This window comes from Streptomyces sp. ITFR-6 (assembly GCF_031844725.1).
Classification (GTDB): domain Bacteria; phylum Actinomycetota; class Actinomycetes; order Streptomycetales; family Streptomycetaceae; genus Streptomyces.
On record NZ_CP134612.1, the window covers coordinates 7474858 to 7500489 of the forward strand.

Annotated in this window: 21 protein-coding genes and 1 pseudogene; 20 read left to right on the forward strand and 2 right to left on the reverse strand. The window is 70.1% G+C overall.

Annotated features, from left to right (window positions below; translation table 11 throughout):
- Positions 1-63 precede the first annotated feature (63 nt).
- A complete protein-coding gene (locus tag RLT59_RS33930; protein ID WP_311306930.1) occupies positions 64-2220 on the reverse strand; it encodes a ricin-type beta-trefoil lectin domain protein in 2157 nt (718 codons plus the stop codon).
- A 625-nt stretch (positions 2221-2845) separates the two neighbouring features.
- On the opposite strand from RLT59_RS33930, the gene RLT59_RS33935 reads away from it, so the two are divergent.
- From RLT59_RS33935 to RLT59_RS33945, 3 genes are all read left to right on the forward strand, one after another.
- Entirely contained in the window at positions 2846-5458 is a 2613-nt protein-coding gene (locus RLT59_RS33935) for a lectin (RefSeq protein ID WP_311306931.1), read from the forward strand.
- A gap of 152 nt (positions 5459-5610) precedes the next feature.
- Complete coding sequence (locus RLT59_RS33940) at positions 5611-7017, forward strand: glycoside hydrolase family 76 protein (protein WP_311307951.1); 1407 nt, start codon at positions 5611-5613, stop codon at positions 7015-7017.
- 44 nt (positions 7018-7061) lie between these two features.
- The gene (locus tag RLT59_RS33945; protein ID WP_311306932.1) at positions 7062-8195 is read left to right on the forward strand and encodes a ricin-type beta-trefoil lectin domain protein; all 1134 of its coding nucleotides are present in this window, start codon (positions 7062-7064) and stop codon (positions 8193-8195) included.
- 23 nt (positions 8196-8218) lie between these two features.
- Here RLT59_RS33945 and RLT59_RS33950 read toward each other — a convergent pair whose 3' ends face one another.
- Positions 8219-9061 carry a FadR/GntR family transcriptional regulator gene (locus RLT59_RS33950; RefSeq protein WP_311306933.1) on the reverse strand — a complete coding sequence of 281 codons (843 nt, stop codon included), beginning with the start codon at positions 9059-9061 and terminating at the stop codon, positions 8219-8221.
- 243 nt (positions 9062-9304) lie between these two features.
- On the opposite strand from RLT59_RS33950, the gene RLT59_RS33955 reads away from it, so the two are divergent.
- The 17 genes and pseudogenes from RLT59_RS33955 to fabG all read left to right on the forward strand — a co-directional run bounded on the left by RLT59_RS33955 (position 9305) and on the right by fabG (position 25615).
- Positions 9305-10147: a fumarylacetoacetate hydrolase family protein gene (locus tag RLT59_RS33955; protein ID WP_311306934.1), complete on the forward strand. Its 843-nt coding sequence runs from the start codon at positions 9305-9307 to the stop codon at positions 10145-10147.
- A 33-nt stretch (positions 10148-10180) separates the two neighbouring features.
- The gene (locus RLT59_RS33960) at positions 10181-11107 is read left to right on the forward strand and encodes a VOC family protein (RefSeq protein ID WP_311306935.1); all 927 of its coding nucleotides are present in this window, start codon (positions 10181-10183) and stop codon (positions 11105-11107) included.
- Between the two features lie 4 nt (positions 11108-11111).
- On the forward strand, positions 11112-12743 hold the full coding sequence (locus RLT59_RS33965; RefSeq protein ID WP_311306936.1) for a bifunctional 3-(3-hydroxy-phenyl)propionate/3-hydroxycinnamic acid hydroxylase MhpA: 1632 nt from the start codon (positions 11112-11114) through the stop codon (positions 12741-12743).
- A gap of 81 nt (positions 12744-12824) precedes the next feature.
- Positions 12825-13607 carry a CoA transferase subunit A gene (locus RLT59_RS33970; RefSeq protein WP_311306937.1) on the forward strand — a complete coding sequence of 261 codons (783 nt, stop codon included), beginning with the start codon at positions 12825-12827 and terminating at the stop codon, positions 13605-13607.
- The gene (locus RLT59_RS33975) at positions 13607-14266 is read left to right on the forward strand and encodes a CoA transferase subunit B (RefSeq protein ID WP_311306938.1); all 660 of its coding nucleotides are present in this window, start codon (positions 13607-13609) and stop codon (positions 14264-14266) included. Before RLT59_RS33970 ends, RLT59_RS33975 begins: the two co-directional genes overlap by 1 nt.
- 57 nt (positions 14267-14323) lie before the next feature.
- A complete protein-coding gene (locus tag RLT59_RS33980) occupies positions 14324-16345 on the forward strand; it encodes an ATP-binding protein (protein WP_311306939.1) in 2022 nt (673 codons plus the stop codon).
- Positions 16285-16698, forward strand: coding sequence for a helix-turn-helix domain-containing protein (locus RLT59_RS33985; RefSeq protein WP_311306940.1), 414 nt, complete (start codon positions 16285-16287; stop codon positions 16696-16698). Before RLT59_RS33980 ends, RLT59_RS33985 begins: the two co-directional genes overlap by 61 nt.
- Positions 16699-17106: 408 nt before the next feature.
- A complete protein-coding gene (locus tag RLT59_RS33990; protein WP_311306941.1) occupies positions 17107-18126 on the forward strand; it encodes an ABC transporter substrate-binding protein in 1020 nt (339 codons plus the stop codon).
- A 10-nt stretch (positions 18127-18136) separates the two neighbouring features.
- The gene (locus RLT59_RS33995; protein ID WP_311306942.1) at positions 18137-18994 is read left to right on the forward strand and encodes an ABC transporter permease; all 858 of its coding nucleotides are present in this window, start codon (positions 18137-18139) and stop codon (positions 18992-18994) included.
- Entirely contained in the window at positions 18991-19620 is a 630-nt protein-coding gene (locus RLT59_RS34000; protein WP_311306943.1) for an ABC transporter permease, read from the forward strand. The genes RLT59_RS33995 and RLT59_RS34000 overlap by 4 nt, the downstream gene beginning before the upstream one ends.
- Positions 19617-20449 (forward strand): annotated as a pseudogene (locus tag RLT59_RS34005) (ABC transporter ATP-binding protein). The gene RLT59_RS34000 and the pseudogene RLT59_RS34005 overlap by 4 nt, the downstream one beginning before the upstream one ends.
- A 155-nt stretch (positions 20450-20604) precedes the next feature.
- Positions 20605-21201 (forward strand): flavin reductase family protein, encoded by a 597-nt coding sequence (locus tag RLT59_RS34010; protein WP_311306944.1) that lies wholly within the window; start codon positions 20605-20607, stop codon positions 21199-21201.
- Between the two features lie 13 nt (positions 21202-21214).
- Entirely contained in the window at positions 21215-22429 is a 1215-nt protein-coding gene (locus tag RLT59_RS34015; protein WP_311306945.1) for an acyl-CoA dehydrogenase family protein, read from the forward strand.
- 229 nt (positions 22430-22658) lie between these two features.
- Entirely contained in the window at positions 22659-23120 is a 462-nt protein-coding gene (locus tag RLT59_RS34020) for an SRPBCC family protein (RefSeq protein WP_311306946.1), read from the forward strand.
- A 329-nt stretch (positions 23121-23449) separates the two neighbouring features.
- Complete coding sequence (locus RLT59_RS34025) at positions 23450-24301, forward strand: HipA family kinase (protein WP_311306947.1); 852 nt, start codon at positions 23450-23452, stop codon at positions 24299-24301.
- Positions 24298-24681, forward strand: a complete 384-nt coding sequence (locus RLT59_RS34030; protein WP_073736285.1) for a DUF3037 domain-containing protein — start codon at positions 24298-24300, stop codon at positions 24679-24681. The genes RLT59_RS34025 and RLT59_RS34030 overlap by 4 nt, the downstream gene beginning before the upstream one ends.
- A 172-nt stretch (positions 24682-24853) precedes the next feature.
- On the forward strand, positions 24854-25615 hold the full coding sequence (gene fabG / locus RLT59_RS34035) for a 3-oxoacyl-ACP reductase FabG (protein WP_073736284.1): 762 nt from the start codon (positions 24854-24856) through the stop codon (positions 25613-25615).
- Positions 25616-25632: the final 17 nt, after the last annotated feature.

A 25632-nucleotide genomic window follows, 5' to 3' on the forward strand; every position in this document is an offset into this window, starting at 1 on the left:
GATCGGTTCACCGGCCGGGCGGGTGCGGTCTCCCGCACCCGCCCGGCCCGGCTCACCGGTGGATCAGGAAGGGATGTTCCATTTCTGGTTCGGTCCGTTGTCGCAGTCCCAGATGTCGAGCTGGGTGCCGTTGGCCGTGTTGCGGGCGGGGGTGTCGAGGCAGCGGCCCGACTGGGGGTTGACGAGGGCCCCGTTGCTCACGTGCCACTGCTGGTTCGCGGAGCCGTTGCAGTCCCAGATGTCCACGACGGCGCCCGCGGTGGTCGACCCGGTGAAGTCGTCCAGGCACTTGTCGCCGTTGAGGACCGAGCTGACCTGTCCCGTGCCGCCCGTGGGGGGACTGCCCGTGCCGGGGGTGATGGACAGGTTGTCGAACTGGTCGGTGCGGTAGCCCTGGATACCCAGGCCCGCCTGGCCGGTCTGGAAGGAGGCGTCGCTGACCGACCCGAACGGGGTGCCGTCCAGCTCGGCGGTGATCTGTGAGCCCTGGAAGGTGAGTGACAGGTTGTGCCACTTGCCCGTTCCCAGGGCGGTGGTGGTGCCGGTGGCCAGGGTGTGGTTCGAGCCGTCCGTCTGCATCTTCTCGATCCACCACTGGCCGGTGTCACGGATGCGGAGGTAGTAGGCGTTCATGTGCGACTGCGGACGCAGCTGGGTGTTGGTGCGGCCCAGTAGTTCGGTCGTGCCGGCGCCGCGCAGGAACACGTCCGAGCTGACGGTGTAGTTGGACCAGCTCGGATCTCCGGTCAAGGTGTACGAGTCGGAGTCGTCCTGCCACTCGATCGGCTTGACCGGAGCCATCTGCTGCACGCACTTGCCCGCCCGGCCGGCCGCACAGGGCTGGACCTCGAACGAGCCCTGCATATCGGACATGTACTTGGCCTGGGTGCTGTCCTCGTAGCCGTCGAAGTCGTCGCTGTACGGCAGCGCGAGCGGGTGCGCGGCCGGGGCCGTCGCGGTGCCCTTGCCCTGACCGCCGAGGGTGCTGACCGTGTAGACGTAGCCCGGCTCCATCGTGAGTGAGTAGGAGCCGTTGACCGGAGTGATGTCCTGGGTGTGGATGAAGGACGTCGCGTCACTGGGGTTGTTGACGTTGGTCGCCCACACGTGCACGGTGCCGGCCGACAGGCCGCCCCGGACGGTGAAGTCCGCTGTCTGGGGCCCGGTGGACGTCGTCGTCTCCAGGATCGTGGAGTAGTCGGAACCGGTGTCCGACTTGACGGTGACGTACGTGCCGTTGTTCTCGTCGCCGCCCAGGTAGCCCGAGGCCGAGTCGATGAACTTCCATCCGGGCTCGGTGAACTGGGTGACCTGGGCGGTGGCCCAGGTGCTCGCGCCGATCCGGTAGTTGCCCGACCAGGGCGAATTCGCGGTCGCGAGGCCGACCGTGTTGTACGGCAGATTCGGGTAGATCGCGGCCAGCAGAGGCCAGTTGAAATAGCTGGTCATCCTCGCGTCGGTGTAGCCGCGGGTGATCGCTCTGATCAGTGCGGGGGCGCCGGTGTCCATGTCCTGGGAGCCGTTCTCGCTGTCCCACAGCGGCTTGCCGTTGTCCTTCGCCGCCGTGCTGCTGGAGCAGGTCCTGGCGTCGCCCCCGTCACCTCCGTTGCAGGAGTAGTGCGCGCCGATGATCGAGACGGCGTCGTTGGACGCCTGGTTGTTCGCCATGTCGTCGGCGACGCCCCAGCCGCTGTCGTCCGCGACGAGCTGGACGCCTGAATAGCCGGCGTCGTCCAGCGCGGAACGCAGCTGGATGAACCAGTCGACGTCGTGGCCGCGCTCGTTCCAGCCGCCCAGGTACTTGATGTCCAGGTTGTGCTGCTTGGCGCAGTCCAGCCAGGAGACCAGGTAGTTGATGGTGTCGGTGGACCAGAACCCGCCGTCGATCCAGCCGGGCGCGGCCCAGGCCAGCCCGTACGGACCGATGTCGGGGTTACGGGCCTTGGCCTGCTCGGCCAGCCAGAACTCGTAGCCGGCATCGCAGTTGATGGTGCCGCGAGAGTGCTCGATCGACGGCTCCGATCCGTCGGTGGAGTTCGCGTCGCCGCCGATCTCCAGTTTGAGCAGCTGGAGGTTGGCGCCGTACCCCGGCTTGAACATGTAGTCCAGGATCTGGGACCACTGGGCCGCCGGACAGTCCGTCAGTAGACGGGAGTTGCCGCCACCGCCGCTGATCGCGCCGATACCGTCGAAGGTCCGGCCGCTCTGGGCTCCGTCCACAGTGATGGACGTGGTCGCAGCCTGTGCGGGGCGGCACTCACCGCCAGCACGGCGGCGAGAAGGGTCAGCACCCATAAGGGGGCAAGTCTCCGTAGCCGTTTCATCATCGACATCCTTCTTCCGGGAGAACTTCGGCCAACGCGGTGCGGCGTTCGTCTCCGGACCCCCGTCCCCGACCGGCAGGCGGACGTGAACAGGGCGGCGACCAAGGCGTCTGCCGGCGCGGGCGGTCCGGAACTGTGCTGCGCATGGTGCCTGACAACGTTGTCTTTCTGTGGCCAATCCACCCCGGCCGAGGCTTCATGGGGGCTTCCGAGGCGCTCCCGAGAGCTCTGGCCGGGATGTGAGGGTGTGCGTGGGTGACCAGGGAGAGCGCTCTCTGAAGCTAACCAGTCGACATGACCGCGTCAACGGTCTGGACATGTCGTCGGGTCAATCGGAAGGCGTCCGCGAGCCACGGCTCTCCGGTCCGGATGCTCAACAGCCTCTGCTCCGACGTTTGTTGGTCTCTGTTCGCGATTTCGGTCGATTGCGTTGACAAGTGTCGCGGCCCTGCCTTTTGCTTTCGGGGATTCACCCCACCGGTCCGGTGACAGCCGTGCTGTCCGTACCTGGAGCCGCAACGATGAAAAGATGGCGCACCTTCCTCGCGACCTGTCTGCTCTCTGTGGGACTCGCCGCGCCGACCACTGTCGCGCACGCCGCCACGCCGGCCGAGGTGACCGACCCCGCCTCCCTGGTCAATCCGCTGCTGGGCACCTCCAACGGGGGCAATACCTTCCCCGGAGCCGACATGCCGTTCGGCATGGTCTCGTGGAGCCCCGACACGGACTCCCATCCGCCCGGCGGTAACTACGCGTATTCTGACAACGTTGTCACCGGGTTCAGTCTCAACCACATCTCCGGTCCCGGCTGCGGTGCGATGGGCGACATCCCGGTCCTGCCCACCACTGGCGGCGTCGACGGAAACGAGACCGTCGGCTTCTCGCACAGCAACGAGACGGCGAGCGCCGGCGCGTACTCGGTCGACCTCGACAACGGGGTCAGCACCGAGCTGACCACGACCGCGCGCTCCGGCATGGCGCGCTTCACGTTCCCGGCGACCACACAGGCCAATCTCCTGTTCAAGCTGAACGCCGACAAGGCCACCAACCTGCACTTCGACAAAGTGAGCAGCACCGAGGTCAGCGGCTCCGTGGACGCCGGCCTCTTCTGCGCCTCGGCCCCGTCGTACACCGCGTACTTCGACATGGTCTTCGACCGGCCGATCACCGCGAGCGGCACCTTCGACGGGGGCGATTCGCTCACCTTCGACACGACCGGCAACCGCACGGTGCAGGCCAAGGTGGGCCTGTCGTATGTCTCGGTCGCGGGAGCCACGGCCAACCGCGAGGCGGAGAACCCGGACTGGGACTTCACCGCAACCCGGACCGCCGCACACGACGCGTGGAACGACGTGCTCGGCAGGATCGCTGTCACCGGCGGCTCGTCCGACCAGAGGCAAGTCTTCTACACCTCGCTCTACCACTCGCTGCTGCACCCGAATCTGCTCAGCGACAGCGACGGGAAGTACTGGGGCTTCGACAAGAAGGTCCATAGGTTGTCCGGAGGCCAGAAGGCCCAGTACGGCACCTACTCCGGGTGGGACATCTACCGCACTCAGGCACAGCTGGAAGCCCTGGTCGCACCGGAGCAGGCCGGCGACAGCGCCCAGTCCCTGGTGAACGACTACGAGCAGGCCGGGTTCTTCCCGAAGTGGTCGCTCAACTCGGCCGAGACCCAGGTGATGAACGGCGACCCCGGCCCGGCGATCATTGCCGACTACTACGCCTTCGGCGCACGCGACTTCGACACCGCGGCGGCCAAGGCGGACATGATCAAGGAGGGCACGACCACCAACCCGATCCGGATGGGCCTGGACCTGCAGACCAAGTACGGCTATCTGCCGTCCGACGGCTCCTACCCACGGGACTTCTACGGTTCCGTCGCCACACTCCTGGAGTACAGCGCACAGGACTTCGCCACCTCTGCCTTCGTGGGCGCGCTGGGGGACACCACCACTCAGTCGCAGTTCGCCAACCGTGCGCAGGACTGGAAGAACGCCTTCAACGCCTCCAGCGGCTTCATGCAGCCCAAGCGGCTGGATGGCTCCTGGAAGCCGGAGTTCGACCCGAGCAGCAGTGACCAGTTCGTCGAGGGGACGTCCTGGCAGTACACCGGGGCGGTGCCGCACAACATCCGCGGGCTGGCGGACGCCATGGGCGGCAACAGCGAGTACGTGGACTACCTGGACAGTGTGCTGTCCGAGTTCAACGGATCCGGCGGATCGCACGCGGACCTGGGCAACGAACCGTCCATCGAGCTGCCGTGGGAGTACGACTACGTGGGGCAGCCCTGGAAGACGCAGGAGATCGTCCGCGAGGTCCAGGACAAGCTGTGGCCGAACGACCCGGCGAAGTGGGGCGTCGGAAACGACGACCTGGGCACGATGAGCGCCTGGTACGTCTGGTCCGCGATGGGCTTCTATCCCGAGACCCCCGGAACCTCCGATCTCGCTCTGGGCAGCCCGCTGTTCACCCATGTGGACGTGACGCTGGGCAACGGCCGGCACATGGTCGTCAACGCTCCGAAGGCGGCCGGCAACGCCCCCTACGTACAGAGCGCCACCCGCGACGGCGCCGACTGGAACAACGCCTACCTGCCGGCCGGCTTCGCGACCGGAGGCGGGACGCTCGACCTCGACCTGGGCACCGGCGCCAACACCGAATGGGCCACCGCCGCGTCCTCCGCGCCGCCGTCGTACGGAGGCGATGGCGGAGCCAGGCCCCCGGGGCCGCCCGTAGCGCCCTCCGGTGCGGTGAGGTCGGCGATCGGTGACAAGTGCCTGGACGACGACTCCGGTTCGGCAGCGAACGGCAACAAGATCCAGCTCTGGACCTGCAACGACTCCACCGCTCAGCGCGTCACGGTGGCCGTGGACGGATCCCTCCAGGTGCTGGGCAAGCGTGTGGAGGTCACGGGTAGCGGCGGAGCTGCCAACGGCACGCCGGTCGAGCTGTGGGACTGCAGCGGCGGCAGCAACCAGAAATGGAGTTACACCGCCTCGACCGGCGCACTGGTCAACCCCCAGTCCGGCCGCTGTCTCGACGTACCCGACGCGAGCACCGCCGACGGCACCCAACTGGAGATCTGGGACTGCCACGGCGGGGACAACCAGAAGTGGAGCCTGCCCTCCTGAGACCGCGGCGCTCCTGCGTCCCGGGCCGTCCGACGTACAGGCTGGAGAGCGCTCTCCTTCAACGGTGGAGCGTCTTCCGGCCGTGACCGAGAAGTATGGGAGTCCGTTTCATGAAGTCACAGAGGTCCACCACGTCAGCTCTGTTCGTGCTTATGGCGACGCTGTCCTCCTTCTCTGCCGGGGTGCCGACGGCTGCCGCGGCATCGGACTCGGCGGCCGTGTGCAATACGTACTGCGATGCGCGGGATCCGGCGCTGAGCACCCAGGATCGTGTCGCGGTCACCGCCTCGGCTGCCGGGAGGTCGATCGAGCTGCACTTCGACGATGCAGCCGCGATGGGCTGGGCGTCCATCGACGGCGGCGGCTCCGGCGACCAGGTCTGGCTGGACCGTTCGATGGACGGGGGCCGGACGTGGGGCTCGGGCAGCCGTCTCGGTGATACCGCCGTGCCCGATGGCGGGCAGGGCTGGCGTACCCAGATGTACAACGTGGACGACTGGAACACCGAGGGGGTGGGGGCTCTTCGGGCCTGCGGGCAGCCGGCCGGGGGAGGGATCGCGTGTACGCCCTGGGCGCGGACGACCTGGAACGCGGGCAGCCGCAGTACCGCGGCTGCCACCGGGTTGATGATGTCGTTCGACCGGAGCAGCAAGCTCTTCGGCGGAAACGGCTGGTGGACGGCGGCGAACGCGCTGACGGCGGTGATCGACAACAGCCGGATCAGTGGCATGGGCAGCTACACCTACGCCATTGCCGAGACGTACGACAAGAACATCGACGCGCAGGGAGGGCAGTTCCGGAACGAGTATCTCGACGACACCGGGTGGTGGGGGCTGGCCTGGATCGACGCGTACGACGTGACCGGCGACAGCCGCTATCTGGAGACGGCGCGGGCCGACGCGGACCACATGAACGCGAACTGGAACGACACCTGTGGTGGCGGGGTCCGCTGGAGCACGGACGGCAACTACAAGAACGCCGTCACCAACGAGCTGTACCTCCAGCTCAACTCCGCCCTGCACAACCGTATCCCCGGCGACAGCGCGTATCTGGACCGGGCGAAGAGCGAGTGGGACTGGTTCCGGAACAGCGGCATGATCAACGGTGACCGCATGATCAACGACGGTCTCACCGATGGCTGCGCCAATAACGGCCAGCCCACCTGGACCTACAACCAGGGCGTCATTCTGGGCGCGTTGACCGAGTTCCACACGGCCACCGGTGACGACGGTCTCCTGACGACGGCGCGCGAACTGGCCGACTCCTCCACCACCCGGCTCGAGACGGACGGCGTCCTGCGCGAACCCGGCGAGGGCGACAGCTGCACGGGGGACGGCCCGAGCTTCAAGGGCGCCTACGTACGCGGCCTCGGCGCGCTCAACCGCCGGCTGTCCGACCACCCCTATGCCCCGGCCCTCACCCGTTGGGCGGACAGTGCCTACGACCACGACCGCAACGCGCTCGACCAGTACGGCCCGCACTGGAGCGGCGGCGACGGCGCCGGCGACTACGGCTGCCAGCAGAGCGCTCTCGATCTCCTCAACGCCGCCGCCGGCTGAGGGCCCCCCGAGACATTCACACTCCACCCGATGAGGACTTGGTGATGAAGAAGAGATCCATCGCAAATCTCGGCCTGATGCTGGCCACCGCCACCGGGCTGCTCTGGGGCGGCACGCTGCCCGCCACGGCGGCCGAGCGGGCCGAGGCACCGGGCCGGCAGTCCGTCGCGGCGGCCTCCGCCTTACGCGTCATGCCCCTGGGTGACTCGATCACCGACGGCCTCGGGAGCAGCACCGGAAACGGCTATCGAGGCCCGCTCTGGGACGAGTTGAGCGCCAAGGGCTACTCGTTGGACTTCGTCGGCACGTCCCGGGCAGGCTCCATGACGGACCCCGACAACGAAGGCCACTCCGGCTGGCGCATCGACGAGATCGCCTCCATCGCGGACGCCTCGTTGTCCCGCTACCGGCCCAACGTCGTGACCCTGATGATCGGCACCAACGACCTGGGGCAGGACTACCAGGTGCCCACCGCACCGGACCGGCTGGACTCCCTCATCGACCAGGTGATGGCCGACGCGCCGGACGCGACCGTGCTGGTCGCGTCCCTGACCGTCTCCACGGACCCCACGATCGAGGCGAACAGGGGTGCGTACAACCAGCGGATCCCGGGGATGGTCCAGGCGAAGCAGGCGGCCGGCCGGCATGTCCGCTACGTCGACATGGGCGGCCTGACCACCGGTGACCTGTCCGACGGGCTGCACCCCAATGACGCCGGCTACCGCAAGATGGCCGACGCCTTCAACAGAGGCATCCAGGCCGCCGACGCCGCCGGCTGGATCGGCGAACCCGTCGGCACCGGCGGTCAGGTGAGATCCGCGCTCGCCGACAAGTGCATGGACGTCAACGGCGGCGGTTCCGCGAACGGCACCGCGGTCCAGCTGTGGTCCTGCAACAACACCGAGGCGCAGTGGTGGACCGCGGGATCCGGCGGAACGCTACGCGCACTGGGCAAGTGCCTGGACGCCACGGGCTCCGGCACCGCCAATGGCACCCCGGTGGAGCTCTGGGACTGCGACGGCGGAACCAACCAGGTCTGGCAGGCCTACGACGGCGGCTACCGGAACCCGGCATCTGGACGGTGCCTCGACGACCCGGCGGTCTCCACCACCGACGGCACCCAGCTGGTTCTGTGGGACTGCAACGGTGGCCCCGACCAGAAGTGGACGGCCGTCTGACGACCAGCCTCCACACCGAGGGGTCAGCGCTCTGGGGCGGGCTCCTCGGACTGGAGACTGGTGTTGTGCTCACGGATCAGCCGGAGCGCCGCCTCGCGGTCGCGCCGTTCGAGGGCATCGACGAGATCGCGGTGGAGCTCGTGGCGGTGAGCGATGTAGTGGTCCAGCGGTTCCTCGCTGGCCGGCAGCACCGTCAGCGTATGGGCCTCGATGAGGTCCAGCAGGTTGGAGTACAGGGAGCTGAGCAGGGCGTTCGGGCTGATCGCCGCGATAGCGGCGTGCAGCCGCCAGTTCGCGTGCACGAACGCCACAGGGTCAGCGGTGCCCACGGCCGTCTCCATGGCCGCGATGTGGTCCTTGAGGCCGGAGATGTCGGCGGGCGAAGCGTGCCACAGGGCGTCCTCGATCAGCAGAGGGTCGAGGGCGTCCCGGATCCGTACGGCGTTGGCGACGTCACTCTGCTGCGCGTCGAGGGCGAGGACCGAGTTCCCCAGCCGGACCATGGGGGACTGTTCGGCGCTGAACAGGCCGCCGCCGGGTCCCGGCTTGACGGTGACCAGTCCGCGGGACTGCAGCAGGCGCAGCGCCTCGTTGAACGTCCCCACCGATACGCCGCACTGGCTGCGCAACTCTTCTTTGGTCCCCAGCCGCGCCCCTGGCTCGGCCGCGCCGACCAGGGCCGCGACGTGCTCGGCCGCCCCTTCGGCGCGGCCGGACGACGGACCCCGGGACGTGCTCCCGGGCTTCCGGGACGCCTGCGAGGGCCCGGCCCCGACGACCGGGCCGGGGGAGGAGTGCGGGGCGGAGCCGTTGTGGGCGGGGGTGCGCTGTCGCGCTCCCCGCGCGCTGTCCGGTGTGGCCGTCAAGACTTCTCCCAGTGGTTCGTCATATTCATCATGAAGGTTATCGCTGAAACTCTTGACGTCGCGGGTGACGCCGACGCAACATCAAGGTAATCATCATGCTGAATACCCGGCGGGTGAGGCAAGGGCTCCTTCGTCACTGGCGGGCCCCTACTCATCCGGACCGGCTGCTCCGTGGTCCCTCCGCCGGACGTCACAGCCCATCACCGCCCAGGGACCTTCGCTTCCCTTGTCAGGAGTGCATCCATGCGTATCGCCAACCTCTCCGGCCGCCTGGTCCTGATCGCCGAGGACCGTGCGATCGACGTCGAGCGGGCCAGCGGAGGCGTCTTCGCCGCCGACCCCCAGGCCGTTTACGAGCGCTGGGACGAATTCCGGGCGTGGGCCGACGGCGCCGGTCTGTCGGCCGGTGTCCCCTTCGAAGCCTCGGACCTGGGGTCTCCCGTGCCGGCGCCCCGCCAGACGCTGGCGATCGGGCTGAACTACCGCGATCATGCCGCCGAGTCCGGTTTCGTCGCTCCTGACGGCCTGCCGCCGGTGTTCACCAAGTACGTCACCAGCATCAGCGGCCCGGTCACGAAGGTTGCCCTGCCGCCGGGCGGCCACACGGACTGGGAGGTCGAACTCGTCGCCGTCATCGGCGCCCGCGCCGAGAAGGTCACAGAGGCGGACGCGTGGAGCCACATCGCGGGACTCGCCGTCGGTCAGGACATCTCCGAACGTGTCGTGCAGCTCGCCGGGCCCGCTCCGCAGTTCAGTCTCGGCAAGTCCTACCCCGGTTTCGCTCCCATCGGACCGTGGCTGGTCACCCCGGACGAGTTCGACAACCCCGACGACCTCGAACTGCGGTGCGCGATCAACGGCGAGGAGGTCCAGAAGGGCCGCACCCGTGACCTGATCTTCTCCCTGACGGCTCTGATCGCCGGTCTGTCCGCGGTACTGCCGCTGCTGCCCGGAGACGTGATCTTCACCGGCACCCCCGCCGGCGTCGGCCTGGGGCGTGACCCGCAGCGCTTCCTGGCTCCCGGGGACGAACTCGTCTCCACGATCGAGGGCATCGGCGAACTCCGGCAGACCTTCGTCGGCTGACCGGCCGGACCGACGGACAAGGGAGTCCCTCTCATGGCACTGCACCGACTGACCTCCCTCACCATGGGGGTCCCCAACGTGGCGCAGACCGCCGCGTACTACACCGACTTCGGGCTCACCCCCGGCGGCGACGGCTGGTTCAGCACCCGGGACGCCGGACGCCAGTTGCGGATCGTTCACGCGCCGACCCGTCGCCTGATCGAGGTACGCATCGGCGTGGACACGCCCGACGACCTGGCGGCAGCCGCCTCCCGCCTGAACCGCCTCGGAACGGCACGCGAACTGGCGGGCACCACGCTGACCGCCTACGACAAGCCCACCGGTGTACGCGCCGTCCTCGAAGTCACCCCTCGGCTCGTCCAGGACCCGGTCACGGCCACCGTCTACAACGGACCCGGCCGCACCGAGCGCCCCGGAACCCGCGCACCCGGCATCCTGCGCACCGACCGGGTACGGCCGCGCAAGCTCGGCCACGCCGTCATCGGGACGACCGACTTCGAGGCCACGACCGCGTTCTTCCGCGACGGCCTCGGCTTCAAGGCCTCGGACTACATCAAGGGCCACGGGGCGTTCCTGCGCTGCTCCACCGACCACCACAACATCCTGGTCCTGGCCGCGCCGGTCGCCTTCCTGCACCACTCGTCCTGGCAGGTCGACGACATCGACGAGGTCGGCCGGGGTGCCACCGCCATGCTGGAGGACCACCCCGAGCGTCACATCTGGGGGCTGGGCCGCCACCACGCCGGTTCCAACTTCTTCTGGTATCTCAAGGATCCGGCCGGCAACTTCAGCGAGTACTACTCCGACATGGACTGCATCGTCGACGACCAGCTGTGGACGCCCGAGGTCCTGGAGGGGGCCAAGGGACTGTTCAACTGGGGCCCTCCGCCGCCTCCGTCCTTCCTCGACCCAGAGGATCTCGCCGCGCTGATGACCGGCACCCACAGCGAGTCGAGGTAACCCCATGAACCAGGAATCCACCGCCCCCGTGCACGATGTCGCGATCGTGGGCTTCGGCCCCGTCGGACAGATGCTGGCCCTGTTGCTGGGACGCGCCGGACACGATGTCATCGCGCTCGAACGATGGCCCAAGCCCTACGAACTTCCCCGCGCCGTGCACTTCGACGACGAGATCGGCCGGATCTTCCAGGCCGCCGGTGTCGGCGAGGCGGTGCGCGCCGTCACCGACCCGGTCCCCGACCACTACGAGTGGCGCAACCAGGAGGGCGAGGCCCTGGTGCGCATCGACTGGTCCGGCACCGGGCCCTCCGGCTGGCCCACCGCCAGCTTCTTCTCGCAGCCCGACCTCGAAGCCGTACTGGCGAAAGCGGCGGAAGACCTTCCCTCGGTCACGGTTGTCCGTGGCTGCGAGATCACGGATCTGCGGGAGGCAGAAGGCCTCGTCCACTTGACCACGTCCGGGCCGTGCGGCCCGGGGGAGGTACGTGCCCGGTACGTGATCGGCGCCGACGGCGCGAACAGCTTCGTCCGTTCCCGTATGGCCACCACCGTCACCGATCTGGGCTTCTTCTACGACTGGCTCATCATCGACACCCGGCCCCATGAGCAGGCGACGTGGTCGCCGATGAACTGGCAGCTGTGCGACCCCGCACGGCCCACGACCATCGTCTCCGGCGGTCCCGGAAGGCGCCGTTGGGAGTTCCTGCGCCTTCCGCACGAGAGTGTGGAGGAGCTAAACACCCTCGAAACGGCCTGGAAGCTGCTCGAACCGTGGGGGCGTACCGAGCGGAACACGACGATCGAGCGCCACACGGTCTACACCTTCCAGGCACGGTGGGTCGACCGGTGGCGCGAAGGGCGACTGCTGCTGGCCGGCGACGCCGCCCACCAGATGCCTCCGTTCGCGGGCCAGGGAATGTGCTCGGGCATCCGGGACGCGATGAACCTGGCGTGGAAACTCGACCTGGTCCTCGCCGGCCGGGCCCGGCCCGGCCTGCTCGACACCTACACCAGCGAACGCAGCGACCACGTCCAGCACGCCATCGGCATGTCCATGGCTCTTGGCCAGGTCATCTGCGTCCTCGACCCCGAAGAGGCGGCCGAACGCGACGCCCGCATGATCGCCACCGGCGCCGACCCCAGGTACGCGCTGCCCGCACCCCCGCCGCCGGTCCTGGGCGACGGCGTCCTGCGGCAGACGCCGGACGGTGAACGAGCCGGGAACGTCGGCCACCTCACCCCCCAGTACGAGGTCACCCATCAGGGACGGACCGCCTTGCTGGACACCCTCACCGGTGGCGGTTTCACCGTCCTGACCGACGGCCACCGGCCGGCCGAGGCACTCAGCGACGCCGAACGGGACTTCCTCACCGGCATCAGGGCCACCATCGCGCCCCTGTACAGCGAGGACGCACCCGCCGACGGGTACCTCGACACAGCCGCCGGCTTCCTGCCCCACATGCGCGAGCACGGCCACGTCGCCGCGATCGTCCGGCCCGACTTCTACCTCTTCGGGGCCGCGTCCACCGGCAAGGAGCTCCGCGAGCTGATCGGCCAGCTGAGCGAGCAACTGCACCACCCGATGTCCCCCGGCGCGGTCAGTCCCGCTCCCGAACCGCTCATGGCCGTGGAGTAGACGCGCCCCGCCACCGCTGCCGCGCGGCCCGGACATCGCGCGGCGTTCGGGCCGCCCAGACAGAAAGAACACAAGGACTCCATGGACAAGACAGCAGCCTCCGCGGCGCGGGCCGTGGCCGACATCAGGGACGGCACCTCGCTCGCCGTGGGCGGATTCGGTCTGTGCGGCATCCCCGCGACACTGATCTCCGCCCTCTACGACCAGGGCGCCGCGGACCTGAGCGTGGTGTCCAACAACTGCGGCACCGACGAGCACGGTCTGGGCATCCTGCTGGGCGCGGGCCGCATCGCCCGGGTGACCGGCTCGTACGTGGGAGAGAACAAGGAGTTCGCCCGTCAGTACCTCAACGGAGAACTGGAGGTCGAGCTCGTACCACAGGGCACCCTGGCCGAACGCCTGCGAGCAGGAGGGCACGGCATACCCGCCTTCTACACCCCCGCCGGTGTGGGTACCCCCCTCGCCGACGGCGGGATCCCCTGGCGTCACCACGCCGACGGCGGCGTCGCCGTCGCCTCGCCGGCCAAGGAGACCCGCACCTTCGACAAGCGCCACTTCGTCCTCGAAGAGGCCATCACCTGCGACTACGCCCTGGTACGGGCGGCCCGGGGGGACCGGCACGGCAACCTCGTCTTCGACAAGTCCGCCCGCAACTTCAACCCCCTGGCCGCCATGGCGGGCCGCGTGACCATCGCCGAGGTCGAGGAGCTGGTCGACCCGGGAACCCTGAACCCGGACGAGATCCACCTGCCCGGCGTCTTCGTCCAGCGCGTCGTCGCCCTCACCCCGCGACAGGCCGGCGACAAACAGATCGAACGGCGCACGGTCTCCGCGCCTCCGGCGCGAGAGGCGGTGGCCCGCTGATGACCTGGACCAGGAACGAAATGGCCGCCCGAGCCGCGGCCGAGCTGCACGACGGCGACTACGTCAACCTCGGCATCGGACTGCCCACCCTGGTGCCCGGCTTCGTACCCGAAGGCGTGCATGTGGTGCTCCAGTCCGAGAACGGCATCCTGGGCACCGGCCCCTACCCGGCCGACGACCAGGTCGACCCCGACCTCATCAACGCGGGCAAGGAAACGGTCACCGTCCTTCCGGGTGCGGCCTACTTCGACTCCGCGCTGTCGTTCGGCATGATCCGAGGCGGCCACATCGACACCGCCGTCCTCGGCGCCATGCAGGTCTCCGCCGGCGGCGACCTCGCGAACTGGATGATCCCCGGCAAGATGGTGAAGGGGATGGGCGGCGCGATGGACCTCGTTCACGGTGCCCGCCGCGTCATCGTGCTGATGGAGCACACCGCCAAGGACGGCTCCCCGAAAATCGTTGCGGAATGCACGCTTCCGCTGACCGGCCGGCGCTGTGTCCACCGCGTCATCACCGACCTCGCCGTCCTCGACGTCACCGACCGCGGGCTGGTCCTGATCGAAACGGCCCCCGGCGTCACACCCGAGCGGGTCGCCTCGGCCACCGCGGCACCGCTGCACGTCCTGGAGCGGGCGGGAGATGACGTAGGTCACTGAGTCTTGACAGGCGAGAGTGCCTGCTCGGAGCCTTGGGGCCTCGATGACGGGGAGCCTGTGAGCGGACCTGGTGAGATGAACGGTGCTGGTGGTCGTGGTGAAGACGTCGCTCCGGTGGTGCGGCTCCTGGAGGATCCCGAGGTGCGGCTGCTGACGCTCGTCGGGATCGGCGGGGTCGGCAAGAGCCGGCTCGCGCGGCAGGTGTGCGAGGAGTTGGGGCGGGGCGGCACGGAGATCCGTGTCGTGGAGCTCGCCGGGGCCTCCGGACCCGAGGCGGCGCTCGCCCTCCTCACCGACGCACTCCCCGCCGACCCGGCGGAGGGCGCGGCCCCGCACCTGCTGCTCGCCAAGAACCTGGAGGCCGTACTGCCGCTCGCGCCTGCCCTCGGCACCCTCCTGGCCGAGCATCCCCGGCTCACGGTGCTGGCGACGAGCCGCGCGGCCGGCAGGCTCACCGACGAGCATCTGTTCCGCGTCCGCCCGCTCGACGTCACGGACGGGGCCGCCGCCCGCGAGCTCTTCCTGTGGCACGCACGCCGAGTCGCGTACGAGGGCGGGCTCGACACGCACGAGCAGACGGTCACAGCGATCTGCCGCCTGCTCGAAGGGCACCCGCTCGCGCTGATCATCGCGGCCCGGCAGCTCGCCACCCTGCCCGCGGAGGCGCTCCTCGCGCGGCTGCGCGAGGGCTGGGCCCTCAGCATGAAAGGCGCCGTCGATCTGCCCGACCGGCACCGCAGCCTGGGCCGGGTCATGGACGACAGCGTCACCGCACTCTCCCGGGCGGCTCAGCAACTCCTCGCCCGCCTCAGCGTGTTCGAGGACCGTTTCGCGTACGCCGCGGTCGCCGACGTCCTCGCCGATGTCCCCGCGGAGGAGGAGACGGACGAGACGCGGTGGGAAGGCATCAGCGAGCTCGTCGCCCACGGGATGCTGCACCCCGCTCCCTCCGCCGACGGCAGCTCCGGCATCGCCTTCCGGATGCCCGGCGTCGTACGCGAGTACGCGCGTCGGCTGCTGCGCGACGATGCCGGAGCGCAGACCGCCCAGGCCCTGCGCCGCGCACACGCCCGCCATTTCGGCGGACGGGTCCTCGACGGGCACGAGGAGCACGGCGTGGCAGCCGAGAACTGGGCCCGCCGGGTCAAGGAGGAACTGCCCGACGTGCGGGCGGCACTCCGGTTCCTCATCGACTCCGCCGACGGCCGTGCCCTCGACCTGGCAGCCGCCCTGCGCGGCCCCTGGCTCGCCCGGGGCCGGCTGCGGGAGGGCATCGGCCTGCTCGACGAGGTGCTCGCGCTGCCGGCCGAGGGGGACGGCGCCGCCCGGCTGTGGGCGCGCGAGGCTCACGCCGTGCTCACCGGGGCGTCCAGCTCCTACGCCCACGCGCTGCCCGCGCTCCAGGAGTGCGCCGACGGGTGGCAGGAGGCCGGGGAGACGACCGCGCGGGCCCGGACCCTGGTCGACCTGGCCGCGGCCGAGTTCGAGGCGCACGGCTTCGACCGCGCCGGGCCCCTGTACCGGGAGGCCATCGGCGTCCTCGACGCAGCCGGGGACCGCTGGTGGGCGGCGCGCGCACGGAGCCTGCTCGGAGCGTCCGCCGCCACCACCGAGACGCACCGCGCACTCGCCAGAACCGCGCTGGACGAGGCCGTGCGGGGCTTCCGGGAACTCGGCGAGAGCACCTGGACCCACGTCCCGCACCAGCAGCTGGGGAGGATGCTGCACGAGGAGGGACACGATGTGCAGGCCGTCGCGCTGCTCAGCGAAGGGCTCGGTCTCGCGCAGCGCAACGGCGACGACTGGAACGCCTCGGTCTTCCTCAACCTGCTGGCCGACGTCCGGCTCACCCGGGGGAGGCGGCGCAGGCCGCCGGGCATCACCTCGACAGCCTGCGGCTTGTCGAGGGTATCGGGGCCAGACCGCGCTACGTCTGGTGTCTCGAAGGGCTCGCGGCCTGCCTCGACGACCTCGGCGAAACCTCCTGCGCCGCGAGACTTGTGGGTCTGTCCCGGGCGGTGCGCTCCCAGCTCACTCTGGACGGCTGGGTCGAGTTCCCGGCCCGCGCGATCGACCTGAGCAGCGTCGAGTGGAACCTGCCCCGCCCCCTCTTCGAGCGGCTGTGCGCCGAAGGGGCCGAGCTGACCGTGGGCGACGTCCTCACCGAAGTGCCGCCGCTGCTCTCCGCGAAGGGCTCGCCCGGCCCGCGCAGGGAACGCCGCAGACGCCATCCCGACGGACTGACCGGACGCGAGGTCCAGGTACTGCGGCTCATCGCCTCCGGCGCGACGAGCCGGGCCATCGCCTCCGAACTGTTCATCAGCATCGAGACGGTGGGCCGCCACATCAGCAACCTCTACCGCAAGATCGGCGTCTCCGGCCGGGCCGAGGCCACCGCGCACGCCATCCGCTCGGGCCTCCTGGAGGAGTGACCCGGGCAGGTGGCGCGGCTTACCGCCCCGCGATCCCGCCGCCTCCAGTGTCCCCGATTTCCGCTCCCCGAAGATGACCAGTTCCTGTGACGGAACAAGGGGTGGACACAGCCGCGCCCCCACCCCGTCCCGGGCGCGCCGCACCGCACCGCCGTACGCACCCCTCTTGCCAGGTCATCGGCAGCATCGCCGGGGACACATGGGCGAGACGATCCGTTCACGCCGGATACACACGGCCGTCCGTGCCCGGTCATCCGGAATACCGAGTTCTCGTCATTGCCACTCCCGAGGCCCGCACAGCACGCTCTGTCTGTCGGAACTCCCCTCCCGACTTCCTCGTACCTCCTCTCCCGCCTCCGGTCCTGCCGGGGTCCGGAAGGCGGCCGGCGTCGATCGAAGGACCACCCCATGGACTTCCCGCCACCCCTCATACCTCCCACCCCGCACCGGCGGCCCACCCGGAGCGGACGCCGGCCGCGCCACCGCGTCCTCGCCGCCGCCTCGACCGTCCTCGCCCTCAGCGCTCTCGTGAGCTGCGGGCCCGCACGGGAACTCAGCCGGCACGACGGGCTCGCCGTCGTACACGTCGGGCACATCCCGGTCGTCGACGCGGCCGCCTTCACCCTCGCCGTCGACAGAGGCTGGTTCCGGGACGAGGGCATCGACGCACGGGCCGACGCGACGAGCGCCGGCGCCCTGCTCACCAACCTCATCAACGGCACCGACCAGTTCGCCCTCTGCGAGACCGCCGGAGTGGTCTCCGCCTACGCGAAAGGGCTGCCCGTCCACGTGATCGGCGGGGTCAGCAAGGCCGCGCCCAGGCCCGAGGACGACAGCGGCGCACTCCTGGTCATGAAGAACGGGCCGGTCAAGGAGCCCGCCGACCTCAACGGGCGCACCATCGCCGTCGGCCAGCTCAAGGGCGGCGGAGAGGTCGCGCTGCGCGCCGCGCTCGACCTGGCCGGGGCCGACAGCGACAGGGTCAAGATCCTGGAGATGCCGCTGTCCGACATGACGGCCGCGCTCGTCAAGGGACGCATCGACGCCATGAGCACGATCTCGCCCTTCGATACGCCCGCCCTCGCCCAGGGCGCCGTCCGCATGATGTCCCCCGGAGTCGAGGCAGCCCCGCACGGCATGCAGATGGCTGTGGCCACCTCGTCCGTCTTCGCGAGGAAGAACCCGGAGATCGTGCGCGGATTCAGGCGCGCACTCGACAAGGGCATCGCCTATGCCGCCACCCACCCCGCGGAGGTGCGCAAGGTGCTGCCCTCGATCAGCCCGCTGCCCAAGAATTTCATCTCCACGATGAAACTTCCCGTGTTCGACGCCTCCGCCCCCCGCTCCTCGCTCAAGGTGTGGGTCGACCTCATGGAGCGTTATCGGTTCCTCTCCGAGCCCGTCGACGTCGACAAGCTGCTGAGCTGAAGGGCACCGCATGACCACCACTCCGTCTCAGGCTCTCGCTCAGCCCGGCGTCCCCGCCGCCCGGTCCACCTCACACCGGCCCGGCCGCGCCCCGCGCCCGTACGGCAGGCCCCTCAGCCAGCTCGGCTTCGCCGTCGCCGCCCTGCTCACCTGGGAACTGGCCGTACGCCAGGGACTGCTGCCGCAGAGCTCCGTACCAACCGCGAGCGCCACCGCCTCCGCGCTGCGCACGATCGCCGGCAGCGGCGGCTTCTGGCACGCCCTGGGGCAGACCGCACTCGGCTGGTGCGCCGGACTGCTGCTGTGCACGGCCATCGGCGTGCCCGCCGGACTGCTCATCGGAACCTCACGGTTCCTGACCCGCAGCACCCGGCTGCTCACCGACTTCCTGCGCGCCATCCCCGCCGTCGCCCTGTGCCCGGTGCTGCTGCTCACGCTCGGCTCGACGATGACGATGAAACTCGTCCTCGTCGTCTCCGGAGCGCTCTGGCCGCTGCTGACAGCGACCATCGACGGGGTGCGGCACGTGGACCCGGTGGCCGCCGACACCTTCCGCACCTTCCGGCTGCCCGCCCACCAGCGGGTGCGCCGCCTCGTCCTGCCGTCCGCTCTCCCCTTCCTGGTGACCGGGGTGCGCAACTGCGCCGTCCTCGCCCTCATGCTCACCACGGCCGGCGAGTACCTCGGCGCCGCCCCCGGCATCGGCAACGAACTCTCCCGCGCCCAGCAGGCCGGGGCCGTCGACCGCATGTTCGCGCTGCTGCTCGTCGCCGGGCTGCTTGGCGTCGCCCTCAACAGCCTCCTGCTGACCGCGGAACGCCTCGCCCTGCCCTGGGCGCCCGCTCAACGAAAGGGGGCCCGAGGATGAACCGCGTCCCACGGCTGCTGAGGGCCGCCGCCCACGAACTGTGGCTGCCTGCCCTGCTGGTCGCCGTCCTCTGGGTGGTCAGCGTGCGACACCACTCCTTCTTCCTCCCCTCGCTGCTCAGAATCCTGCGGGCCTTCAAGGAACTGTGGCTCTTCGACCGGCTCGGTTCCGACGCCCTGCCCAGCGTCCTCAACCTCCTCGCCGGTCTCCTGCTCGCCGGACTCCTCGGCATCGCCCTCGGACTGCTCCTCGGCCGCGCCGGGCGGCTGTACGACGCCACTCGGCCGGTCCTGGAGTTCCTGCGCGCGGTCCCCGGCATCGCCCTCGTCCCCGTCGCCCTCGTCCTGCCCGGTGCCGCCCCCCAGATCCTGGCCGGCGCCCGGGTCAGCGTCGCCCTCGGCGTGGTCCTCATCGTCGCCAGCGAGTACACCGCCTCCACCCACGGCATCGGCTACCTGCAGCTCCAGTCCCAACGCACTTTCGACATAACCGAGATGTGGGCCTCGCTCCTGCTGCTCGGCATCCTCGGCTACGCGAGCAACCTCGCCTTCCGCGCCCTCGAATCACGTCTGCTGCGCTGGTACACCGGGCAGCGCGCCGCCGGACAAGGAGACACCCCGTCATGACCGCACCCGCAACCCACCCCGCCACCGGCCACCCCCAGGGCGCTTCCGGCCCGGAGCGGGCGGTCCCGCTCCTCGAAGTGCACGGCATAGCGAAGTCCTACGGCAGCGGCAACACGGTCCGGCAGGTGCTCGGCGGCATCCACTTCGACGTCCACGACCGTGAGTTCGTCACCGTCGTCGGCCCCTCGGGTGCGGGCAAGACCACTCTGCTGCGCTGTCTGGCCGGGCTGCTCGCCCCGGACTCCGGGGAGGTCAGGCTCGCCGGTGCCCCCGTACACGCCCCGCCGGAGGGACTCGCCCTCGTCTTCCAGGACTACTCCCGCTCGCTGCTGCCCTGGATGAGCGTCCTCGACAACATCCAGCTTCCCCTGCGTCGCCGGGGTACCCGCGTGGCGGAACGGTTGGCCGCGGCCGGGGAGGCATTGTCCGCCGTCGGGCTCGCCGACGCCGGGCGGCTCTACCCCTGGCAGATGTCCGGTGGCATGCAGCAGCGCGCCGCCATCGCCCGCGCCCTCGCCTGTGCTCCCCGGGTGCTGGTCATGGACGAACCCTTCGCCTCCGTCGACGCGCAGACCTTGAGGACCTCACCCTTCGTCTGCAACGGCAACGCGGCATGACCGTCGTCCTGGTGACCCACGACATGGACGAGGCCGTGTACCTCGCCGACCGCGTCGTCGTCCTGTCCGGCGCCCCCACCACCGTCAGCGAGATCGTGCCCGTGGACCTGGGTGCCGAACGCGAGCAGCTGGCCACCAAACTGATGCCCGCCTTCGCCGAACTGCGCGCCCATGTCCTCGGACTCGTCCGCAGGCCCGCACCCGCGCGGTGACGGCAACTGGCCAGCAACCGGTAGCGCCCCCGCATCACCGTCCGCGCGGGATACCGAGTTCCGGGGATGAACCGGCCGGGCCCCCCGCCCCACGATGAACAGGCAGCCGGCCCACTGCCCGGGGAACCGGCCCGACGAAGAACGGGAGGACCGCCATGTCCGCCACAGCCCAACCGCGCCGGAGCGAAGCAGGGCACACGCTCGCCGCCGACTTCAAGGACGCGATGGCCGCACTCTGCTCACCCGTCACCGTGGTCACCGCCCTACGCGAGGACGGCAGCCCCTGCGGGGTGACGGTGAGCGCCTTCGCGTCCCTGTCCCTCGACCCGCCCATGGTCACCGTCGCCCTCGACCGGCGCTCCAGCCTCCTGCCGGCGGTCAACGCCACCGGCAGGCTCGGCGTCTGCCTGCTGGGCGCGGAGGACCACCAGCTCGCCCTCACCTTCGCCACCTCCGGAGCCGACCGCTTCGCCGCGGTGCCCTGGCACCACGAGAACGGACTGCCCCGCCTCAGCGAGGCCCCGGTCTGGCTGGAGTGCGAGGCCACCACCCTCGTCGAGGGCGGCGACCACGTCCTGGTGCTCGCCGCCGGCAGCCGGGAGGCCCCGCCCCTCGCCTACCAGAACCGGCGCTTCGGCACCCACCGCGCGCTGCCCGCACCGGACGAACGCATCGAGCCCGCCACCACGAGCACCGCACGCCGCGGCACCCTCCGCGGCGCGCACACCCGCCGCGACACCGCCCACACCTGAGAACGGGACCGCCATGACCACGTACGCCACCACGACCGCCACCACGGCCGCCTGGCCCACGGAGCCGGCCGCGCGCCGCGCCCACGCCCTCGCCGCTGTCGAGGAGATCCGCGAGGAACTCACCCTCGGTGCCGCCGAGTCGGAGGAACAGCGCCGGCTCAGCGACCGGTCCGCCGCCGCACTCAGGTCCTCCGGACTGCTCGGCATCATGACCCCCGACGACCTCGGCGGAAAAGTGGTCGGCGCCGTGACCGCCTTCGAGATCATCGAGAAGATCGGCCACATCGACCCCGCCACCGCCTGGACCGCCACCATCCTCCTGGAGGGCGCCGGGGAACTCGCCACCGTCGTCGCCCCCGCCACCGCCCGGAAGCTCTTCGCCGGCGACCTCGCCCTCAAGGCGGCATCGCTCAAGCCCGGCAGCGCCGAACGCGTCGAGGGCGGCTATCGCGTCACCGGACGCTGGGACTTCGTCAGCGGACTCCACCACGCCGACTACGTCGGTGCCACCTTCCTCGTCGACGACGCCGAGGGCCGCCCGGTGCGCCGCGCCGCCGTATTAGGCAAGGCCGACATCCAGATACTCGACGACTGGCGGGTCCTCGGCATGCGCGGGACCGGCAGCAGCAGCTTCGCCGTCGAAGGGGTCTACGCACCCGACGAGATGATCTACGACCCGATGGGTTACGGACAGCGCGAGGACACCCCCCTGGCGCGGCTCGGTATGGTCCCCTACGTCCTCCAGATGCACCCCGGCATGGTCCTGGGCGCCGCCCGCCGGGCCCTCGACGAGATCATCGACGCCGCGCCCCGTATCCGCCGGGGCAGCCGCATCAACCTCAGCCGCCCGCCCGCGCTGTCCGAACTCACCTGGTTCCAGCAGGAGCTGGGCGAACTCGACGCCCGGGTGCGTTCCGTTCGCAGCCTCGCCATGGAGACCCTGGCCGAGGTCGACCGGGTCATCGCCCGGGGCGGGAGGGCCGAACTCCCGCTCCTGGACCGGATGCAGGCCACGGCCTCGCTCGCCGCGAAGACCGCCGTCGAGGTCGTCACCCGCGCCTTCCGGCACGCCGGCGCCGCGGCGATCCTTGAGACCTCGGTCCTCGGCAAACTCGTCCGCGACCTCAACACCATCTCGGCCCACGGCGTGATGTCCGAGGCCGGCTTCGAGAGCCACGCCGAATTCGTCGTCGGACTCCAGACCCCGGAGACCCGCCGCATGGTCTGACGCGAACGTCGCCACCTACGGCCAGGTCCAGCCCGTTGCTGCCGGCCCCTGCGCGACGGCCAGGGGCGGGGCCGCGTCGGCCCGCCCCGTACCGGCCGGGCTCACCTGGTGGAAGCCCGGCCCAGGGCGGGGCGGGCAGAGTGCTGACGATCAAGCCGGGGGTGCTGCGCGCCGTCATCGTCGTCTTACGGCTCCGGCCACCCGGCCGGCCTGTGCGAGGCTGACCGGCATGACGACAGACCGATTCGAAGTGCGGCGCCACATCGCCGCGGCCCCCGACAAGATCTTCGCCCTGCTGAGCGCCCCCTCGGGACACGTGGCGATCGACAGTTCGGGGATGCTGCAGTCCGCCGACGGCGAACCGGTGCGCGCGGCTGGCGACGAGTTCGTCGTCCACATGGACCGTGAGTCGCTCAACGACTACCCGCTCGGCAAGTACGACGTCACCGTGATCATCACGCGGTTCGAGCGGAACGCCCTCATCGAGTGGACGATCTCCGGCCAGGTGCAGCCCCCGATGCGACACCTCTACGGCTACCGGCTGGAGCCCACCGAGGGCGGAACGCTGGTGACGTCGTACTACGACTGGAGCGAGATCGACGAGCGCTACCGGGAGGCGGGCATCTTCCCGGTCGTCCCCGAGGCCGGACTGCGCGCGACCCTCGGCATCCTGGCGCGGACGGTGGGGTAGGAGGTACCCGCCCGTCGACCCCTCCACAAGCAGGTCGTCACGACAGGCACCCCCTCCTCATCGGTGAACGCCGGCTCCTCGACGAAGGTTCTGAAGGGCTCGGGCACTCCTCGCCGTCGATCACTCTCGGCTATTATGTTCACTTCACGCCGGAGGCCGGCAGCAAGGGGCGCGGCACCGTCGACGGTCTGTTCGGGGAGCGGGAGAACGGCTGGCCGGGCGCGCCTTCCCGGGGTCTCCCCGGTGTGCCGCCAACCGGCGGTTCCCTCCTTGTGCCCTACCGGAGTCCTCCATGGGTTACAAGGCTGAAAAGACAGGTGGCCTGGGAAATGCTCAAAGAGGTGATTGCGACCCGGTACGTCACGCCCCTGCGTGAGGGCGGTTCGCTTCCGGGGATCGTCGAGGCCGACGACTTCGGCACGTACGTCATGAAGTTCACCGGGGCCGGTCAGGGGCGCAAGACGCTGGTCGCCGAAGTGATCTGCGGGCAGCTCGGCCGCCGGCTCGGGCTGCGCGTGCCCGATCTCGTGCAGATGCAGCTGGACCCGGTCATCGGTCTCGCCGAGCCCGACCAGGAGGTCCAGGAGCTGCTGAAGGCGAGTGGTGGCCTCAATCTCGGGATGGACTTCCTCCCCGGTTCCCTCGGGTTCGACGCGCTCGCCTACCAGGTGGATCCGCGCGAGGCGGGGCGCGTCGTCTGGTTCGACGCGCTGATCAACAACGTCGACCGGTCCTGGCGCAATCCGAACATGCTGATCTGGCACGGTGACCTCTGGCTCATCGACCACGGCGCCACCATGATCTGGCACCACAACTGGCCGGGCGCCCAGGCCTCCGCCGCCAAGGCCTACAACGCCTCGGACCACGCGCTGGCACCCTTCGCCCCCGACGTCGCCGCGGCCGCCGCCGAGCTCGCCCCGCTGGTCACGGAGGAGCTGCTCACCGAGGTCGCCGCCGACGTGCCCGACGAGTGGCTGGTGGACGAGCCCGGGTTCGACTCGACCGATCAGCTCCGGCGCGCCTATGTGGAGGCGCTGCTCGCGCGGGCGGCGACCATCCACGAGCGGATCACCCTGGACGCGCCCACGGCGGACAAGCCGTCCCAGGCCCCGGGCTGGCTCACCGAACGTCTCGCCCCGAGGCGTGACACCAAGAACAGCGACGAGAGCGGCCGGCCGTGACTGAGCGTGTTGTCTTCGAGTACGCCCTGCTGCGCGTGGTGCCGAGGGTCCAGCGCGGCGAGTTCTTCAACGCCGGCGTGGTCGTCTACTGCCGGGCGAAGGGGTTCGTCGCCGCCCGCACCGAACTCGACGAGGTGAAGCTCAAGGCGCTGGACCCCGACGCCGACGTCACCGGCGTGCGGGCCGCGCTGCACGGCGTCGAGGGCATCTGCCGGGGCGGTACGGAGGCGGGCCAGGCCGCGGGCGACGACGCCGGGCGGCGCTTCCGCTGGCTGATCGCCCCGCGCTCGACCGTCATCCAGCCGAGCCCCGTGCACAGCGGTCTCACCACCGACCCCGCGGCCGAGGTGGAACGGCTGCTCGACCTTCTGGTGCGCTGATCGCGGTGTGACATGCGCCGCTGCGTCCGTGGGCCGTTGACACCGGGTGCCAGGCCTTCTAGCGTCTCGACCGGAGAAGGTACTAAGCGGTTGCTCAGTTATCGGGAACCATTTCGCAGGGAATGTGCCTGACGTCCGCTGAGCCGCGATCCAAGGGCGAGGAGAACCAAGCATGTCCACCACCGAGCAGCGCGTAGCCATCGTGACGGGAGCGGCACGGGGTATCGGTGCCGCCACCGCGGTACGCCTGGCGGCCGAGGGCCGCGCCGTCGCCGTACTCGACCTGGACGAGGCGGCCTGCAAGGACACCGTCGAGAAGATCACCGCGGCCGGGGGCCGGGCTCTCGCCGTCGGCTGCGACGTGTCGGACAGCGCTCAGGTGGAAGCCGCCGTCGCGCGGGTCGCCGCCGAGCTCGGCGCCCCGACGATCCTCGTCAACAACGCGGGCGTGCTCCGTGACAACCTGCTCTTCAAGATGAGCGAGTCCGACTGGGACACCGTGATGAACGTGCACCTCAAGGGCGCGTTCCTGATGGCCAAGGCCGTCCAGAAGCACATGGTGGACCAGAAGTTCGGCCGGATCGTGTCGCTGTCCTCCTCCTCGGCGCTGGGCAACCGGGGTCAGGCCAACTACGCCGCGGTCAAGGCGGGCCTGCAGGGCTTCACCAAGACGCTGGCCAAGGAGCTCGGCAAGTTCGGCATCACCGCCAACGCCGTCGCCCCCGGCTTCATCGTCACCGAGATGACCGCGCAGACGGCGGCCCGGGTCGGCATGGGCTTCGAGGAGTTCCAGGCCGCGGCCGCCACCCAGATCCCGGTGCAGCGCGTCGGCTTCCCCGAGGACATCGCCAACGCCATCGCCTTCTTCTCGGGCGACGACGCGGGCTTCGTCTCCGGCCAGGTCATGTACGTCGCCGGCGGACCGCTCAACTGACGCGAAGGGCTGCGGAC

Excerpts from the sequence above, each read along its gene's own strand:
- RLT59_RS33935 (WP_311306931.1), top strand. The coding sequence starts at position 2,846 with ATGAAAAGATGGCGCACCTTCCTCGCGACCTGTCTGCTCTCTGTGGGA.
- RLT59_RS33940 (WP_311307951.1), top strand. The coding sequence starts at position 5,611 with ATGGCGACGCTGTCCTCCTTCTCTGCCGGGGTGCCGACGGCTGCCGCG.
- RLT59_RS33945 (WP_311306932.1), top strand. The coding sequence starts at position 7,062 with ATGAAGAAGAGATCCATCGCAAATCTCGGCCTGATGCTGGCCACCGCC.
- RLT59_RS33955 (WP_311306934.1), top strand. The coding sequence starts at position 9,305 with ATGCGTATCGCCAACCTCTCCGGCCGCCTGGTCCTGATCGCCGAGGAC.
- RLT59_RS33960 (WP_311306935.1), top strand. The coding sequence starts at position 10,181 with ATGGCACTGCACCGACTGACCTCCCTCACCATGGGGGTCCCCAACGTG.
- RLT59_RS33965 (WP_311306936.1), top strand. The coding sequence starts at position 11,112 with ATGAACCAGGAATCCACCGCCCCCGTGCACGATGTCGCGATCGTGGGC.
- RLT59_RS33970 (WP_311306937.1), top strand. The coding sequence starts at position 12,825 with ATGGACAAGACAGCAGCCTCCGCGGCGCGGGCCGTGGCCGACATCAGG.
- RLT59_RS33975 (WP_311306938.1), top strand. The coding sequence starts at position 13,607 with ATGACCTGGACCAGGAACGAAATGGCCGCCCGAGCCGCGGCCGAGCTG.
- RLT59_RS33990 (WP_311306941.1), top strand. The coding sequence starts at position 17,107 with ATGGACTTCCCGCCACCCCTCATACCTCCCACCCCGCACCGGCGGCCC.
- RLT59_RS33995 (WP_311306942.1), top strand. The coding sequence starts at position 18,137 with ATGACCACCACTCCGTCTCAGGCTCTCGCTCAGCCCGGCGTCCCCGCC.
- RLT59_RS34000 (WP_311306943.1), top strand. The coding sequence starts at position 18,991 with ATGAACCGCGTCCCACGGCTGCTGAGGGCCGCCGCCCACGAACTGTGG.
- RLT59_RS34010 (WP_311306944.1), top strand. The coding sequence starts at position 20,605 with ATGTCCGCCACAGCCCAACCGCGCCGGAGCGAAGCAGGGCACACGCTC.
- RLT59_RS34015 (WP_311306945.1), top strand. The coding sequence starts at position 21,215 with ATGACCACGTACGCCACCACGACCGCCACCACGGCCGCCTGGCCCACG.
- RLT59_RS34020 (WP_311306946.1), top strand. The coding sequence starts at position 22,659 with ATGACGACAGACCGATTCGAAGTGCGGCGCCACATCGCCGCGGCCCCC.
- RLT59_RS34025 (WP_311306947.1), top strand. The coding sequence starts at position 23,450 with ATGCTCAAAGAGGTGATTGCGACCCGGTACGTCACGCCCCTGCGTGAG.
- fabG (WP_073736284.1), top strand. The coding sequence starts at position 24,854 with ATGTCCACCACCGAGCAGCGCGTAGCCATCGTGACGGGAGCGGCACGG.